Origin of the sequence: Moritella marina ATCC 15381, from assembly GCF_008931805.1 — a bacterium.
In the GTDB taxonomy this organism is placed as follows: domain Bacteria; phylum Pseudomonadota; class Gammaproteobacteria; order Enterobacterales; family Moritellaceae; genus Moritella; species Moritella marina.
Genome location: NZ_CP044399.1, coordinates 3835250 through 3853273 on the forward strand (window position 1 = coordinate 3835250; position 18024 = coordinate 3853273).

Genomic DNA, 18024 nt, shown 5'->3' on the forward strand with positions numbered 1-18024 from the left:
TCACCCGAAATATGCCATCATCGTCAACCACTGCATCCGTTCACATATCCGCCCATCCAAGTAACTCAATAACGCTTTGCCGTTATAAGAAAAGTCTACCGTGATGCCTGCTAAGCCTAAGTAATCAGCGATAGTCTCTGCTATATTATAATTATCATCAACAATTAATACTTTCATATAACGCCTTCACGAACACTTCACATCGTTACTTATATTATGCGCTCAAATATTGAAATCACCCGACAATTGAGTAGGTAAACCATGAAAAAATTATTTTTAGCTACCGCTATTTCAGCATCGTTAATGGCTTGTAATAGTGATGATAGCAACCCATCCGGCTCTGAGCCAACGCCACAAGGTGTAGCAGGCACGATTGAGTTAATCGATGTAGATACCAATGAGATAACCGTTAATGGTCATCGCTACAATGCTGATATCATTGCTTATAACGGTACTCTGCTGGCGCTAAATCAGCTGCAGAAAAACATGTCCGTTAATATAATGACAAGTGACCAAGATGGTACTCAAGTTAGGTTAAATCCAACCATTGTCGGTGTTGTAAGTAACGTAAACCATACTGCAAATACCTTTACAATTAATGGTGTTGTACTCACTTTCCCTGAGCTATCTGATGATATTGATAATGGAGACTGGGTAATGGTGTCTTCTCTTCCAGCTGCTGATGGCGGTTATACCGTACTTTCAGTCGTTGAATTTGATGATGTTAACTTAATCGGTCAGGCTGAAATTGAAGGACTAATTTCAGCCTTAACAGGCACTCACTTTCAACTCGCAAATACGATCGCAGTCGATTATAGCAATGCTGTCATTGATGATAACGACACGCTCAGAAATGGTCAGTGGGTTGAAGTCAAAGGTACATACAATAATAATATATTCGACGCGACTGAAATTGACGTAGAAGATTATGAGGATTTAGGTGATGACAGTGAAGTGGAAGGTATCATTACTTGGGTTGCCAACGACAAAACGAGCTTTGAATTAAACTCTCGAGGTCGTTTCTTGATAAACAACCAAACTAAATTTGATGACGGTAACCTCAATAACTTAACAGCAGGGCAAATGGTTGAAGTTGATTCCGTTAAGCAAGGCGATAACCGCTTAGCAACAGAAATTGAGTTTGATGAACAAGATAATGATGACTGGGAGCTGTTTGAATTTGAGTTCGACGGTATCGTGAGTGATGTAACACGAACAGCAGGCATAGTGACATCATTTAAAATGAATGGCCAAACACCTCAGGTAATACAAACAGATGCTAAAACGGTTTACGACGAATTTAATCAAGTTAATTTTGTTGATGGCATCGATGTTGAAGTGGAAGGCGTGATCATTAATGGTGATTTCGTCGCTCGTGAAATCGAGATCAATGACTAAGATAAAGTAATTACGGTATCTCATCATTAATGCCGCGAGTAGTCGTTAACAGCCGCCTAAGCCCGTTAACGACTACTCTAAATCATACAAAGAATCGTGCTGTTCAATAATATAATCATGTAATATTAACGTTAGTTCATCGTTAATATTAAATTTTAACGCTAGTCCTTTAATATTATTCTTCTCAATTTCAACCCTGACCACCGTTGCATCCACTAAGTGGAAACCACGCTGCGGGATCTTCAGATAAAAGCGGAGATTAGCCCCTTCTGTAAGATTAATTCCTGACGATGTAAATTGCAGCGCACTACACTGCATGAATAACCCCGAGGTGGAAATATTACTGACAACACCTAATAGCACATCACCTTTATGATCGAAAATCTTCAGTCCTTTCGGTGCTGAAAAACGCCAATAACGACCACCGCCACCTTTATGATCAATAATATCTGGCTGACCTAATTCCTTTAGTTCATCATCAAGTAAATAAAGCGGGAAACGATACTCCTCTTGCTCACGCTGGGCCACAAGCATAATATCACTCGATTGTGCTAAGACATTAAGCAGTTGTTTCGATATATCAGACATGGAAATATCATTGCTGCCATGTTCTACTTGGTTATCGATGACTTCCTGTAATAAATTAAGCTCGTCTTGGCTTAGTATATCGCTAACTTTTTTTGGCATGAAATAACCGTCCCTGATTTAGCATGCTTGCCCTTCTGCTCGTATCCAAAATTCATCTGTAATGAATACCTAATTTATGTATAAGTATACTAATCTTAGTAAACCAGATCAGATTTGACCTTGCAAATGTAAAACAAATAAGCTTGAGGTTTATACATAAAATCATGTATTAACAGAGAGTTATTTCTATAAAATCACAGGTAGGCCTGCATGGAAGCAAATATAGACAATATAAATGAAGACATCGATGTCATTGACACAATAGAAGTTGAAGGTGAATTTATCATGGAACAGCGTCACAGCAATGAGCGGCGGCAACGTCTATTAAAACATAATCCTCGCTACGAACGTCGAGTCAGTAAACGACGTGACGCCCATAGCGGTAAGATTGATATCACCGTTTAATGGTGATGATGGTGATGTGGTTTCGCATTTCTAAAGCTATGCGGTAATAACTCCAACATAAAGCTACGAGCACCGCGACGTAAAATACTAATCGCAAATAACACTGTCACTATCGCTAAACTTGCATAACGCCACCAGTCATCTTGCCAATGCGGTGCCAACGTTAACCAAGGTTTCGGTAACTCAGGTACCCAATACATAATGCCTAAGCCCAGTAATAGCGCGACAGTGACTATCGCAGTCACGACAGCCATGGCAATACGCTTACCTTGGTTATCCTTAATAAAGCGATATAAATCAAGGTTCAATGTTGGTCCAACTAAACTAAAGGCCACCACGGCACCAGGTGATACACCCGCAACCAGCATGATAGCCAACACTGGCGTAATACCTGTCGCACAGAAGTGGAACGGCAAGGCAATCAGAATAGCTAATACAACCTGTAACCAAGGTTCTTGCTGTAAGAATTCCCAGCCGATGGTTGGCGTAAATGTTGCTGCCGCAATCAAACCAAACAATACCCAAGGTGCGGTATGATCAATAAGGTGTGAAAAACCATGCTCAAAAGCACGTTTAAGACGTGACGTTGATGCCTCTAATTCTTCGGTCGTCGCGCAAGTATCACTATTCAAATCATGCTTTTTGAATAGTGTTCCAATCAACAGGCCTAACGTCACCGCTAATATTATCGCCATCACTAAACGTATACCAACCCATTCAACGCCTAACAAAGGCAATGAAATAAGTAACGCATCAAAGCCTATCACAGGTGACGCAACTAAAAATGAAACCGCTAATGCAGAACCACAACCAGCTTTAATTAATTGCTTATACATGCCTGATGCATCAGGTATGCAAATCGGCAATGGCAAACCAATTAATGTGCCTTTCAATGCACCGGCAACTGAGCCCGTACTGCGTAATTGCCCAACCATGTTGAATGCAGGTTTAATAAAATTAATTAACCAAGTTAAAAGATAAGCGAATAATAACGCTGGCGCAGCATGTAACGATAAGCTCACGAAGCGCAATAAGGTTTCCGCTGTTTCACTGCCATGTGCATGTCCTGCGTGATCATCATCGTGTCCTACATGGTCGTCATGTCCTGCATGGTCATCATGTCCTACATGATCATCATGTCCTGCATGGTCATCGTGACCTACGTGGTCATCATGTCCTGCATGGTCATCATGTCCTGCATGGTCATCATGTCCTACATGTTCATCATGTCCTGCATGGTCATCGTGACCTACGTGGTCATCATGTCCTACATGATCATCGTGACCTGCATGGTCATCGTGACCTGCGTGGTCATCATGTCCTGCATGGTCATCGTGACCTGCATGGTCATCGTGACCTGCGTGGTCATCATGTCCTATGTGGTCATCGTGTCCTACATGATCATCGTGACCTGCATGGTCATCGTGACCTGCGTGGTCATCATGTACTACGTGGTCATCATGTACTACGTGGTCATCGTGTCCTACATGGTCATCGTGACCAGCATGGTCATCATGTCCTGCATGGTCATGTCCTGCATGGTCGTCATGCTCTAATGAAGTGGCCGCGACTACTGTCGATTTTTCAGCGGGTCCGTGGTTATGCGGTGCATAACCTAACCAATGCGGCAGTAACACAGCAAGTAAACACATGGCGCCAATTAAACTACCCGTACCTGCGGCAAATTTATCACGTTGCGTTTCTTTACCGTGTTCTTGTTTGTAAGGCTGGTGAAATACCACATGTAAGATAGAGCCCATGACTAACGCTTGGAACCAGATCAACCAATTACCGCTATCGTGCGCAATCAGTTCACCGCCCAACCAAGCACCAGCAGCCGTTGCCACTGACATTGCCGTTAATACAGCCAAAGGTAACGCTCTGCCATAATGTGGGCGTAACAACCACCATACGGTCAAACCAACAGGGAAACGATGCAGCACCACACCAATTGCTAATAAATAAGCCGTCTGATCATCTTCAATCGCCAGTGCACCACCATCGGTGATCGCATGTAAAACTAACCCTAACACACCTAGTATTAAGGTAAGCGAATGGGTTTGCTTGGCAATTTTATGGAATATTTTTTCGACAATACCAGGACCAAACAAGCCAACTAGCATTAAGCCAAGCACGGCAATACCGCCACTTTCCAGTAACTCAGGCAAGATATGGAATAAGACCAAACCGCCAATAGAAACAAAGATAAAGCTATCAAAGAAAGCAAAACGATCGGATTTAGAGCCGACGAATCTACATAAATATGGGCCAAGGAAGAGCGTTGCAATGCTCAGAAATAACAATAAAGACATGGTATAAACACGAGGGTCAGTAAACAAGCGTTATAATATAACATAACATTTGTAGCTGACGCCAGTTAGAATTGTTATGTTATAACAATTCTAACTGGTTTTGATAAAAAACACCTAAAAACAGTCGTAGAGGAAAATTATTTTACGACTTTAATATTGTGTTTTTCTAATAGATGTACGTACTCTAACGACGCGTCTTCGTCAGTGATCACCATATCAACCTGTTCGAATTGATATAATGGCGTATTGTGCACTTGCCCAAATTTAGAAGAATCAGTGATAACAATATTCTGTGCACCTTTCTCTAAAATAGCGACTCCCACATCAGCACGCATCATATTACGGCTCGTAAAACCAGTGTTCGGGTGCAAGCCATCAATGCCTAAGAATGCTTTAGTAAAGTGAGTGTGTTTGATGCAAAGACGCGTCAATGTACCCACCATACTTTCACTTTCATGTTGATATAAACCGCCTAACACAATGATTTTAACGTCTGTTTCTTTCATCAAGTGCGCAATGTAGCTGCTTGGTGTAATGATAGTTACATCACTACGTTTGCCGAGTTCTTTAGCCAATAATGCATTTGCACTACCGCCTTCGATCATGACTGTTTCACCATGCTCAACCAGACTTGCGGCACACATCGCCATCTTACGTTTGTGTTCGTAATTAACCGTAATACGGTGAGACACGTTATCGGTATTATGTGGAGTAGCACCACCATGAACACGACGGATGAAGCCTTCTTTTTCTAACTTGTTCAGATCATGACGGATCGTGACCTCTGAAACACCCAGCTTAATCGACATTTCGCCGACAGACGCGCGTCCCTCTTCATTTACCAGATTAATAATATCAGTATGTCGTTGCTGCATGATTTCTCATATCCCACACAATTTAAGTTACCTATTAAGTAGATAGTACCACTTTCATCTGAAAGTCATAAGCACTAATTAAAACTACAAATTGAAAATCCCAAATACATAGCGTAACTGAGATCTTCATCGCTAATGCTAAGTCTAGCTTACTGTATCGACCATGACTTGCCGTGCCAAGTTTGAATGATGTGAGAAATTTCATACCAATCGTGTGCACAAGTGACTAGTTCTCTAAACACCTTATTATGTGGTTGTTTTATCATGATACAGTTATCGATGCCGGCATTTTTAGCATCCACTAGATTGTCATATTTATCATCGACAAAAGCATGAATTTCATGTGTTTCTTGAATTTTATTTAAATAAGTCGCTTTTGACTCACCAAATTCAACAAAGAAAATTTCTTTAAAAATATTACCAAAGCAATGATACATATTGGCGCGACGTAGCGCTTCAACTTGTGCATCACGGCTACAGGCGGTAATACAGAATATTTCATAACCTTCTTGCGCTAACTTAGTTAGAATTCGAGATGCGCCTGGCAATGCGTCCAACGCGCCAAATTGCCAGCTAGATGCAAACTCTTTTAATATTTTAACGTCCTGACCTTCTTTAATTCCCAACCATTCACATAAGTCCCATGCTAATGGCTTACCTGTCACTTGCTTATCATATTGATGATTAACAAATTCACGTAACCGAGAACCAAAATCTAATACTGTATCATCAATATCAATGACTATCGCTTTCATAGGCGTACTTCCATTTTTGTGCTTATTTCTGTCATTAATCGTTATATAACATACGATGATGTTAGTCGAAGGGCAATATTACATAGATAACAGATGATGTATATTAATCTTCTATAAAATCAAGTCGCTAATACTAACTTAATAGTCAAAAAATCGAGAGTACTATTTCGCGGTAATAGGCGAGATACCTGTCTTTCGGATATTAAAAAGGCACCCTGAGGTGCCTTCATATTTACGCATATCTATCTAACGATTAAATCACTCGAGAAAACTGCTGCTGACGTGCGCGTTGACGTAAATACACATCGAAACACATGCAAATATTACGGATCAACAACTTACCTTTCGGGGCAACCTGCAGCATATTATCTTCAATAATAACCAGTTCGTCATTAATGAACGTTTGCAATAATTCCATGTCTTCAGCAAAGTAGCTCGCGAAATCAAGGTCAAATGTTTGCGCTATTTTGTCCATATCTAATTCAAAATTACACATCAATTGCTTGATAACAGCGCGACGAATTGAATCATCATCATTCAGCCCCACGCCACGCCATTGCGCATGACCGAGTTCTTCAACTTGCTGGTAATAGGTTTTCAAGTCTTTTTGATTTTGCGAATATGCATTACCGATTTGGCTAATTGAAGAAACACCCAGACCTAATAAATCACTTTCACCTTGGGTTGTATAGCCCTGGAAGTTACGATGCAATATACCTTCACGCTGCGCAATGGCTAATTCATCATCCGGTTTAGCAAAGTGATCCATACCAATAAACTGGTAACCGTTGTCAGTTAAAAATGAAATAGCGTCTTCCAAAATCGCTAAGCGATCTGAAGCTGACGGCATATCTTCTTCTTTCATTTTACGCTGACCAGCAAACAAACTCGGTATGTGCGCATAGTTAAATACAGTTAATCGAGCCGGGTCTAAATCAAGTACACGTTCTAACGTCTTATGGAAAGTGTCTTTCGTTTGGTGTGGTAAGCCATAGATTAAATCAATGTTAGTCGATTTAAAACCAAGTTCATGGGCACGTTTAATAATGGCAAAAATGAAATCTTCATCTTGCTCACGGTTAACGGCAACTTGTACTTTTTTATCAAAATCTTGAACACCCAGACTTAAACGGTTAAAACCAACCTTAGATAATAGATCAATAGTACTCAGCTCAATTTCACGCGGATCAACTTCAATCGAAATTTCAGCATTGTCGTCAAAATTAAAACTGTCTTTTAATACGTCAATCAAACGTTGAATTTGTGGCTGTGTTAAAAACGTTGGCGTACCACCACCCCAATGTAATTGCGATACATTACGGTCTTTAAAAAATGGTGCTTGTAACTTAATTTCAGCTTCGAGTACATCAAGGTACTTATCGGCTTTATGCAAATGACGCGTAATCACCTTGTTACAACCACAGTAATAACAAAGCTTATGACAGAAAGGAATATGCACATACAATGACAACGGTTTATCTGGCGTCTCGTCGCAAGCAAAGCGAAAGTCTTGATAACCAAACGATTCATCAAATTCCAACGCGGTTGGATACGATGTATATCTTGGGCCACTGTAATTATATTTTTCGATCATAGCCTGATCCCAGACTAATTTTTGATTTAGCATATTCATCCCCTAAGACAAGTCGCGATAGTATGCCGAAAAGAAATACCGAGCAATTTGTCTTACATCATAATATTAACGATTAGCGCGTTATTAATTAACATTCAAAGGTAGTTAAGCGAGCAACATCTTGTTGCACACGCTCAGCATATTCACCTTCAAAACGAAAACGGTTTAAGTCTAATTGCATGCGCTCTTTTTTTGATAACTCACTGCGGGCATCCATAATCGGCATGTGTTTTATTTTGTCATAAAACGCATGTAAATCAGGATACAGCTTAACCCAATCAACAGGTTCCGAAGCAGGAATAGCGGCGAGTAACTTGCAGATACGGATTGTGCCTTCAGACAAGTCACACTCTTCACTTCCCATCGCTTTAGCAATAATCTGTACACTTTCAGTGATACGCACTTTACGTGCAGCAATGGCGTCATTTTGTTGATTTAGCTGCTGCACTTGTTGCGCTTTTACACGATACAATAAACGTCCCGCATATACTGATAATGCCAGAATGATCAGGCATCCACTGCCGATTAAAATCATCCAACTCGCTTGCATTATTAGTCCTCGTTATCGTTTTTCTTTAATTTTTTTTCTGTTGCTAGGAAACGCTCATACAATTCATCTTCAGATAATTGTTCAGTATTCGTATTCAACGCTTTAGCATCAAGTTCTGCCATCATCGCTTCATCCCACTCAGCTTCATCGTACTCTTCGTCGAATTCTTCGTCGTCAGCATAACCCAGTTCTTCAAGTAAGAATGCGTGACGCTCTACACCTTGATCGACATAATCTTGATCATCATGGTTTAGTACTTCGTTGTTATCTAAACGCAGTAATAGACCATTTAAACGTGCATCACTTTCTAACTTATCAAGCTCTTGCTCAAACGTTAATACAGGTGTCACAGGTTTCACGTCTGCTTTCGGCTGTTTTACTTTTATAATTGCAGGTTGTGCAACAGGCGTTGGCGCAGAAACGAGTTGAATTGGTGCTTTACTGCCGATACGTGGATCACTCGATTTACGTGGGCCGCCTGTACCTTTTTTACCTTTTTCAGCTTCAGCCGTTTTATTACCAGATGCTAAACCTTTACGTTTTTTTAATCGTTTTTGCTTGCGCGCTTCTACTGCTTGCGTATTCGTTTCACGTTTACTACGGTCTGATTTAGCAATTGCTAACGGGCCGCCTGAGCGTTCTTTTCTTTTACGAGTCATAGTATTCTCTGTTTTAAATCTGTCTAATAACAAGGTTAACAATAAGCTTGTTTACAATCTTGTTGATTAGTGGGGTATCGTATTTCGCCTTATTTAAAGATAGTCAATTTACCAATCTTTATTAAGGGCATAAGTAGGCAATTCTTTAAGTGAGCGCAGACTACCAAAAAAGCAAGGAAGAAAAAAGATAATTTAGATAAGATGAAAATAAAAAACTCAGCCGAGGCTGAGTTTTTTACGATATAAAATGTTCCTACTAAACAAAAATGATTAGTGGAGGCCACCTAGATATTTAGAAATAATTTCCATATCCGCTGGTTTCATTTTATATGCGATATCATGCATCATGCCATTTTGGTCATTTGCACGTTCTTTGCTACTGAATTTCTCTAGCTGTGCTTTAATATAATCAGCATGTTGTCCAGAGATTTTCGGGAATTTAGCCGTTTCGCTACCATTACCACGAGGGCCATGACATGCAGCACAAGCAGTAATACCACGTTCGATGTCGCCACCACGGTATAATAATTGACCAGCAGCAACCACTTCTTCAGGTGTTTCTTCAGGCTTCATTGTTTGCGCTGAATAGAATGCAGCAAGATCCTGCATATTTTCTTCAGTTAACATTGCCGCCATACCCATCATGACAGGATCGTTACGACCCTTTTCACCACCAGTTTGCATAGCAAGTTGAAAATCTTTCAACTGCTTAACAAGGTACGAAGCATTCTGCCCCGCTAGTTTAGGATAGATACTTGCAGGGCTATTGCCATCAGCACCATGACACGCAGTACATGTACCAGAAATAGCTTCACCCGCAGCTGCATCCCCTGCAGCTTGGGCAGTACCCATTAATCCGATTAACATTGCAAAAGATAAGACAAGACTTTTCATAGCATTCCACTTGTTATTTTCAGCTTCCGATCCCATGTCACGGCGTGACATGTTACACTTATTATTATTCTATTTGACTATTTTACACATTTTCAAAAAAAAGTAATCATTTAACACAATTTCAATGAGAGATATTAAATTGGATAACAAAAAGATACACTTCGAAAACGCTGCCTTTAGGATTAGTGCGCCAGACATTAGTCACCTAACAGACGATTCGGGCATTGAAATTGCTTTCGCTGGGCGATCTAATGCAGGTAAATCAAGTGCATTAAACACTTTGACACGCCAAAAAAGCTTAGCGAGAACCAGTAAAACACCTGGCCGTACGCAACTAATTAACGTATTTGAAATCGAAGACGGCAAACGCCTAATCGACTTACCTGGTTATGGTTTTGCAAAAGTACCTTTTGAAGTAAAGAAAAAATGGCAGAAAGCGTTAGGTGAATACCTGCAAAAACGCGATTCATTAAAAGGGATCGTGGTATTAATGGATATCCGTCATCCATTAAAAGAATTAGATAAGCAATTAATTCTTTGGGCGATTGATTCTGACATTCCAGTTATGGCGTTATTAACCAAAGCGGATAAATTAAAACAAGGCGTTCGCAGCAAAACGGTTAAAGAGGTAAAAGAAGCAGTGAAAGAATTTGGTGGTGACGTAACAGTTGCACCATTCTCGTCATTAAAACATACCGGTATTGATGTGCTTAAAAACAAGCTATGTGAATGGTATGCGCTAGAACCTTCAACAGGTACTCCAAGTGAAGACGCGGAAGAGTACGATGACAGTGACTACGAATACATTAACGAAGACGATTAGTCGTTACTGAATTGTAGGCAAAAAAAACGCCTCGTCAAAAAGTGACGTGGCGATGAATAATAAATTCAATTTGAAACAAAAGGTTTGAAATATAATTTCGAACCTCCATACCCTACCCCGCCAATATACTGCAAACTTATTTCACACGAAAGTAAAATACGTTATTTAGTTACATTTTTTGTGACAAAGCGCACTAATAGCTTTTTATTATGTATAAAAACAACAAAACCAGCCCTAAGACTGGTTTTAGTTTCTATACTTAATATACTCGCGTTATAAAATTTGCGTGTAATCAGTCCCTAATAGGATATTAATGTGCTTCGTCCCAGTTATCACCCACACCAGCTTCAGCAAGTAGTGGTACATCTAACGACATTGCCGCAGCCATCAACTCTTTAATTTTTTCAACATAAGCATCAACATGCTGCTCTTTAATTTCAAAAACCAATTCATCGTGCACTTGCATTAGCATGCGAATAGAATCCGTTTCTACCGTTTCCATCCAACCTGCAACATTGATCATCGCCTTCTTGATGATGTCTGATGCAGTACCTTGCATTGGTGCATTAATCGCTGCACGTTCAGCCGCCATTTGACGCATTTTATTACGCGCATTAATTTCTGGTAAATATAAACGACGACCAGACAGCGTTTCAACATAACCTTTGTCTTTCGCTACTTTACGCGTGTCATCCATATACGTTAATACGCCAGGGTAACGTTCGAAGTAACGCGCCATATAGTGCTTAGCTTCTTTTTGCGGTACGTTTAACTGACGACCTAAACCAAATGCACTCATGCCATAAATAAGTCCGAAGTTAATCGCTTTTGCGCTACGGCGTTGATCTGTCGTGACATCCGCTAAATCAACAGAGAATACTTCAGCAGCGGTTGCGCTGTGAATATCTTTACCTTCCGAGAACGCGGTTAATAAACCGATATCTTGTGATAAATGCGCCATAATACGTAATTCAATTTGGCTGTAATCCACCGCTACATATTTATAACCGGTTTCAGGAATAAACGCCTGACGGATACGTCGACCTTCGCCTGCACGTACAGGAATATTTTGTAGATTTGGATCGCTTGATGATAAACGGCCCGTCGCAGTAACAGCTTGATGATAAGAGGTATGTACGCGACCCGTTTTTTCTTCGATCAAGGTTGGTAACTTATCCGTATACGTTGATTTCAGTTTACTTAAACTACGGTATTCTAAAATCAATTTTGGTAATGGATAATTAAGCGCTAATTCTTGTAGCACTTCTTCTGCCGTTGATGGCGCACCTTTTGGTGTTTTCTTAATGACTGGTAATTCCATTTTCACAAACAGAATTTCTTGCAATTGTTTTGGTGAACTTAAGTTAAATGGTTGCTCTGCAATTTCGTGTGCTTGCGCTTCTAACTCTAGCATACGGTTACCAAGCTCTACACTTTGTGCATCCAGTTTGGATTTTTCAATCAATACACCTTGGCGCTCAACACCTGACAAGATATTAACAAGCGGTAATTCAACCTCGTTAAATAAGGTCACTAATGAAGGTTCAGCTTCGATCTTAGGCCACAATACATTGTGTAAGCGTAAGGTTACATCTGCATCTTCGGCAGCATAAGGTGACGCTTGTTCTAATTCGATTTGGTTAAAGGTTAATTGTTTTTTACCTTTACCAGCTATCTCTTCGAAGCTTATAATTGTATGGCCTAAATATTTATAGGCCAAACTGTCCATATCATGACGCGTCGCGACACTGTTATACACATACGATTCAATCATGGTGTCATAAGCAATACCGGCTAACTTAATACCGTAGTTCGCTAATACAGATGCGTCATATTTTAGATTTTGACCTAGTTTCTTGGCGTTATCGTCTTCTAGTAATGCTTTTAATGACGCTAATACATGATCACGATCTAATTGTTCAGGCGCATCAATATAATCATGGGCAACAGGTAAATATGCAGCTTCACCTTCAGCCACTGCAAATGATAAACCCACTAACTCAGCTTGCATGTAATTAAGGCTAGTGGTTTCAGTATCCAGTGCAAACAGATCTGCATTTTGTAATTTTTCTAACCAGCGATCAAAATCAGCTTGGGTTAAAATTGTTTCATAATTACTGCGATCAATCGTCGATGGCACTACAACACTAACAGCGTCCTCTGAACTATCACTAGCAGAATCGCCTGAAGTCGATTTTACCGCTTTGCCTGCATAAACATGTTTTGTTGCATCAGCACCACCAACTAAAGCCGCTAACCAACGCTTGAAGCCCATTTTCTGGTATAACTCAGCAAGATCATCAACGTTAGTTGCAGTAATAGCCAGATCATCTAACGTCACGCCAGTTTCAACATCAAGTTTGATCGTCGCTAATGCATATGACATTTCGGCATTGTCTTTATGTTCGATCATCTTCTTCGCCAGGGTTTTAGATCCACGGAAGCCCAATGGCGCAATAGCGTCTAAGTTATTGTAAATATCTTTAATACTACCCAATCCCTGCAATAAACCTAACGCGGTTTTTTCACCAACACCGGGTACGCCAGGGATATTATCGGCAGCATCACCCATTAGCGCTAACAGATCAATAATCAGTTCAGGTGGCACACCAAATTTATCTTTAACGCCTTGTGGATCTAATACCACGTCGGTCATGGTGTTGATCAGGGTGACATTCTCGTCAACCAACTGCGCCATATCTTTATCGCCAGTACTGATCAATACAGCACGACCTTCAGCACTTGCTTGCTGTGCGATCGTACCGATCACATCATCGGCCTCAACACCTGGAATGCAGATCAACGGTAAGCCCAATGCTTTAACAGCGTTATGCACAGGTTCGATCTGACAACGTAGATCATCCGGCATAGGTGGACGATGGGCTTTATAGTCGGGATACATTTCATTTCGGAATGTAGGTCCCTTCGCATCGAAGATCACGGCGATATGGCTTGGGTCAAATTGTGTTAATAAGCTTTTTAACATGTTAACGACACCATATACAGCACCCGTTGCCATGCCTTCAGCATTGGTTAAATGCGGTGGTGAATGATAAGCACGAAACAAGTACGAAGAGCCATCGACAAGCACAAGGGGATTGCTAGGGATCGTAGACATAAAAATAAACTCAATGAAATAAGTGATGAATAGACTAAGCATGCCACAAGCCGTGAATTCGCGCTATGTTGATGATAAAAATATATCTCGCGATCAGATCTTAACCACTCGATCGAAGATCTAGATCCAACTGTGGATAACTCTGTTAATAATGACGATCAAAAAAATAGCCAATCTGTTAAGATCTTGATGATAAGAATTTAAATTGCATTAATAACAACAACTTAATTAAATTTGTTGCGAGATCTTAAATTATCTAACGCTTTTAGGATATGTGGAAAAGAATCTTAGACCGACGGATTTTATGCGCAAAAAGAAATCATGATGATTAAAAATAATACACCACAGAAGTATTTCAATGTTTGATTTATGTTAATAAAGAAGGATTTATTGCAGAAAATAAAAAGCCGGTATTGATCAAACTTCTCTATAATCGAGGGATAAGAAGTTTGATCTACCGGCCCGAAAAAATTCGGTTTACCCTGCAAGGAGTAATGGATTAAAATTAACCCGGAAGCAATGTGAGCAATGTCTTGTCCTACTGAAATAAATACTGACTTCCTGAAGAACAAGTTAATGATAATCAATCTCATTTGTGTTTGCAAGTTTTATAAACAAATAAAGTGTATTTATTTTAGTGTCGAATTTCAGATAAGAAAAAGCCCAGCGGACTGGGCTTTAAAATACATCGAAATTGGCGATATTAATTCATGGTCGTCAACTGCTTTTCTACCGACTTAGCATAACCGGCTAACACTGTTGCATGTAACGCAGTCGGTATACTTTGCAAGTGCGCAGTAAACTTAGCACGCTGCACCGCAGTTACGCTGCTCGCTGCTTGTTTATATTCATCGGTACCATGTAACAGCTCAGCGGCTAATAAATTAGTGCCATGCAGGTGATAATTATCATCGATGACTTGATCAATACGTAGCGCTAATTCATTCGCATCGGCAAGTTCATCAGTAATGACGTCACCAAAAGTCACATTCACATGACCTTTAAAGCCGACAATACCTTGCACAATACTATCAATATCTTCAAATTCAGCTTTATTGTATTCACCAGCTGTCGCTAACTGACAAATTTCATTGGCTTTCGCTGCGTCGTTTGGATCGTATTCATAAGAAATAGTCACCGGCACGATATTTAATGATTTCATGTACTCTGGAAAGCTAATTTTCTGGCCTTTACCATTCATATACATCATTTTTAAAATCGCAGGATCAGTCTGATCGTTACCATCTTTAGCACGACCTTCTTTCTGTGCAATCCAAATAGATTGCTTCTCTTCTTTTATTGAATGAGCAATATAACCCGATAATGATTTAAATGCGGCCATCATTTCACGCACGCCTTTAGCAGAACGTTTAACAATAAAGCTTTTATTTAAGCGCATTAGATCGGATACAAATGGCTTTTTCAATAAATTATCACCAATGGCAATACGCACAGTATCTAAACCATGGTGATGCAATGCCCAGTTTACAAAGGCCGGGTCCATCGCTATATCACGGTGATTAGAAATAAATAAATAATTTTTATTTTTATCTAACTTATTGGTTCCGTTAAAAGTAACTTGCGTAGTCGTAGTCGCAATCATTTTTTCCATGTAGGCAATGACTTCATGCTGAATTTTGCTCACACTGGTAATATTGCCACATTTACGGCGTAGCGCCATGCGGATCATTGGGAATATCACCCAACTAAAATGCTTGATCAAGCGCGGAAATTGAAAGTGCGCTATCGCTGTAATAAATTCTTTATCGTTAACCAAGCGTTCAACAACACTTGCTATTTCGTCATCATTAAAAGGACGAATATCATCGTATAAACCGACGTCAGTTGCCATTCGGCACCTCAATTGCGTGTAAATTAAAAGCGTAAAATCAGGGACGCGGCGATTATACCTTAACTACCAATACATTTACTGTAATAAAACAAAAAAGGCGCTAAACTTTTCACAACTCGGTGAATCAGTTTAGCGCCTTTCGCCCTCGTGCTAGCTAAGTTGTATTAACTCATTTTTGCACTTGTGAGGTTGTTGTTACTATTACCTTGGAAAGTAATAACACTTGCCAATTTAGTTAATAGCACACCATACAATGGTAAAAATATCGCCAGACTAATCAATAGCTTAAAACCGTAATCAACCGTCGCAATTTCAACCCAGTTAGCTGCCATAAAGGCATCTGTACTTTGATAAAATGCCACAAAGAAAAATATAATGGTATCAATTAAGTTACCAAATATCGTTGATGATACCGGTGCTACCCACCATGTTTTTAATTTTCTTAAACGATTAAAAACAACGATATCAAGCGCCTGCCCGAATAAATAAGCTAAAAAGCTCGCTAGCGCAATGCGGCCAACAAAACTATTAAATTCGCTTAAACCTGCGAAGCCTTGATAACTACCTTCAAAGAACACCACTGATAACGCATACGAGATCACTAATGCCGGTAACATCACTTGCGCAATAATGCGTTTCGCCATGCCAGCACCAAAGACACGAATAGTCAGATCGGTTGCTAAAAAGATAAACGGAAATGTAAATGCTCCCCACGTCGTGTGGAAACCAAATATATTGATTGGAAGTTGGACTAAATAGTTGCTCGCTGTGATCACTAAAATATGAAAACAAGAGAGATAGATCAACGCTTGACGCGTCTGCATTGCAGTTAATTCACGCATAATAAACCTTTTTAGTTAAATTCATGGGGTGAGGGAACCCATGCAAATTGTATCCGCCCTTTCATCGAAATAGGCGGACAGGCATTATACAAAAGCTGACTTTGAATTCAATGTAATTATGTTTTAGTTATAAAACAAACCAGCCCATGACGAACTCAATGGCATTACGACTTGTATCCGATATGAAAAAAATAGGAGAAATAAGCATTTCAGTTAAAATCAAAGCGAAAGATATATTCACCAAAATAGTGCAAAATCATCTTAGTGATATACCGGATATTTAAAGGGCTAAACTGTAAGAAATAAAACTTTAATAGGACATTTTAATCGGGTTTAGTTGGCTATTGCGCATTATCACCTTTATGTTTAATAGGCCATACAGGGACGATTTTAGCCCTAGATCTAAAAAGCCTCCCATTAGGAGGTTAAATTCAATGAACAACTACAATAAATCAAAAACATCTTCCACGATATTTAACTGAATTTTGTTTTAAGTTTAATAGGCGTTTTGATTTAGAAAATATGGTGGAAAATTAATCGAGGCAAGTATTAAAAAGGCGTCGATGCCCCAACGCCTTTTACTACTAACTGAGGTTCAGTGGTAATCAGAAACTATTTTGTGCAACATAAAAACTCATGCCAGCAATTAGCCAAAAGAATACCCAAGAGATGTGTTTACCTTTTGTAAATCCAGCAGAGAACAAGCCACTCACTAAAAATACAAGGGTAATGACAATTAGAATTTGCTTTTGAATGTCTGCAGTGGGAGTTGAAAGGATAAAAAGAATTGCTGCAAATCCCCACCAAGCCACAGTCGTTAAATGCCATGCAAACCTTAGAATTCGTTTTGTAAACCAATCACTACCAAGAAGCGTTGGAAGCTCTCTTTTAAACAATCGAGTCAAAATAAAGCGCTCACCTAGGTAGGAATGCACGAGTCCGATAAATATTGCCAAAAAACTTCCTGTAACTAACATATAATCTCCATGATTTATTTTGTTCGGCCTGTAATGCTACAACACCAACTGACTTGTTCTTGCTAAATGTAGCTAATAGCTTGGATATGATATTTCCAGGCACGTAACTGCCGCCGATCAAACATCCAAATTACTCTATCTTACTAACACGCCCAATTAAATTTCTAACGTCAAGGGTTCTAATTAAGTTAGATATATAGTTTACCCTACTTGGTTCCTCTGCATTCAATGTTACGTCACCATT

At 39.7% G+C, this 18024-nt stretch carries 16 protein-coding genes and 1 pseudogene; 4 read left to right on the forward strand and 13 right to left on the reverse strand.

Translation table 11 applies throughout. The features are described 5' to 3' along the window. The gene (locus FR932_RS21510) at positions 1-177 is read right to left on the reverse strand and encodes a response regulator transcription factor (protein ID WP_019441246.1); all 177 of its coding nucleotides are present in this window, start codon (positions 175-177) and stop codon (positions 1-3) included. Between the two features lie 84 nt (positions 178-261). On the opposite strand from FR932_RS21510, the gene FR932_RS17250 reads away from it, so the two are divergent. Continuing rightward, positions 262-1398: a DUF5666 domain-containing protein gene (locus FR932_RS17250; RefSeq protein ID WP_019441247.1), complete on the forward strand. Its 1137-nt coding sequence runs from the start codon at positions 262-264 to the stop codon at positions 1396-1398. 72 nt (positions 1399-1470) lie between these two features. Here the strand turns inward: FR932_RS17250 and FR932_RS17255 are convergent, their stop codons facing one another. Next, positions 1471-2085: a PilZ domain-containing protein gene (locus FR932_RS17255; RefSeq protein WP_019441248.1), complete on the reverse strand. Its 615-nt coding sequence runs from the start codon at positions 2083-2085 to the stop codon at positions 1471-1473. A 210-nt stretch (positions 2086-2295) separates the two neighbouring features. Here FR932_RS17255 and FR932_RS17260 point away from each other — a divergent pair, with 210 nt between their 5' ends. After that, complete coding sequence (locus tag FR932_RS17260) at positions 2296-2490, forward strand: hypothetical protein (protein WP_019441249.1); 195 nt, start codon at positions 2296-2298, stop codon at positions 2488-2490. Here FR932_RS17260 and FR932_RS17265 read toward each other — a convergent pair. The 7 genes from FR932_RS17265 to FR932_RS17295 form a co-directional block, all read right to left on the reverse strand. Beyond that, positions 2487-4802: a permease gene (locus FR932_RS17265; protein WP_019441250.1), complete on the reverse strand. Its 2316-nt coding sequence runs from the start codon at positions 4800-4802 to the stop codon at positions 2487-2489. The two genes, FR932_RS17260 and FR932_RS17265, sit on opposite strands and share 4 nt — an antisense overlap. 137 nt (positions 4803-4939) lie before the next feature. After that, positions 4940-5677: a DeoR/GlpR family DNA-binding transcription regulator gene (locus tag FR932_RS17270; RefSeq protein WP_019441251.1), complete on the reverse strand. Its 738-nt coding sequence runs from the start codon at positions 5675-5677 to the stop codon at positions 4940-4942. Positions 5678-5826: 149 nt separating this feature from the next. Continuing rightward, the gene (locus FR932_RS17275) at positions 5827-6492 is read right to left on the reverse strand and encodes a 5' nucleotidase, NT5C type (protein WP_420864476.1); all 666 of its coding nucleotides are present in this window, start codon (positions 6490-6492) and stop codon (positions 5827-5829) included. 193 nt (positions 6493-6685) lie between these two features. After that, positions 6686-8059, reverse strand: coding sequence for an oxygen-independent coproporphyrinogen III oxidase (gene hemN, locus FR932_RS17280; RefSeq protein ID WP_019441253.1), 1374 nt, complete (start codon positions 8057-8059; stop codon positions 6686-6688). A gap of 94 nt (positions 8060-8153) precedes the next feature. Then, the gene (locus FR932_RS17285; RefSeq protein WP_019441254.1) at positions 8154-8615 is read right to left on the reverse strand and encodes a DUF2489 domain-containing protein; all 462 of its coding nucleotides are present in this window, start codon (positions 8613-8615) and stop codon (positions 8154-8156) included. 2 nt (positions 8616-8617) lie between these two features. After that, positions 8618-9274 (reverse strand): Der GTPase-activating protein YihI, encoded by a 657-nt coding sequence (gene yihI, locus FR932_RS17290; protein WP_019441255.1) that lies wholly within the window; start codon positions 9272-9274, stop codon positions 8618-8620. 270 nt (positions 9275-9544) lie between these two features. Further along, positions 9545-10168: a c-type cytochrome gene (locus tag FR932_RS17295; RefSeq protein ID WP_019441256.1), complete on the reverse strand. Its 624-nt coding sequence runs from the start codon at positions 10166-10168 to the stop codon at positions 9545-9547. Between the two features lie 139 nt (positions 10169-10307). Between FR932_RS17295 and yihA the strand changes: the two genes are divergently transcribed. Next, on the forward strand, positions 10308-10991 hold the full coding sequence (gene yihA, locus FR932_RS17300; RefSeq protein WP_019441257.1) for a ribosome biogenesis GTP-binding protein YihA/YsxC: 684 nt from the start codon (positions 10308-10310) through the stop codon (positions 10989-10991). 310 nt (positions 10992-11301) lie between these two features. Here yihA and polA read toward each other — a convergent pair whose 3' ends face one another. The 3 genes from polA to FR932_RS17315 form a co-directional block, all read right to left on the reverse strand. Then, complete coding sequence (gene polA / locus FR932_RS17305; protein WP_026032126.1) at positions 11302-14109, reverse strand: DNA polymerase I; 2808 nt, start codon at positions 14107-14109, stop codon at positions 11302-11304. Positions 14110-14812: 703 nt separating this feature from the next. Next, complete coding sequence (locus FR932_RS17310) at positions 14813-15961, reverse strand: 1-acyl-sn-glycerol-3-phosphate acyltransferase (RefSeq protein WP_019441259.1); 1149 nt, start codon at positions 15959-15961, stop codon at positions 14813-14815. A gap of 164 nt (positions 15962-16125) precedes the next feature. Beyond that, a complete protein-coding gene (locus FR932_RS17315; protein ID WP_019441260.1) occupies positions 16126-16803 on the reverse strand; it encodes a 7-cyano-7-deazaguanine/7-aminomethyl-7-deazaguanine transporter in 678 nt (225 codons plus the stop codon). A 447-nt stretch (positions 16804-17250) separates the two neighbouring features. Between FR932_RS17315 and FR932_RS17320 the strand changes: the two are divergent. Continuing rightward, positions 17251-17408: pseudogene (locus FR932_RS17320) on the forward strand (IS1595 family transposase); the annotation flags it as partial. On the opposite strand, the gene FR932_RS17325 reads toward FR932_RS17320, so the two are convergent. Beyond that, positions 17409-17780 (reverse strand): hypothetical protein, encoded by a 372-nt coding sequence (locus FR932_RS17325; RefSeq protein ID WP_019441261.1) that lies wholly within the window; start codon positions 17778-17780, stop codon positions 17409-17411. Positions 17781-18024 lie beyond the last annotated feature (244 nt).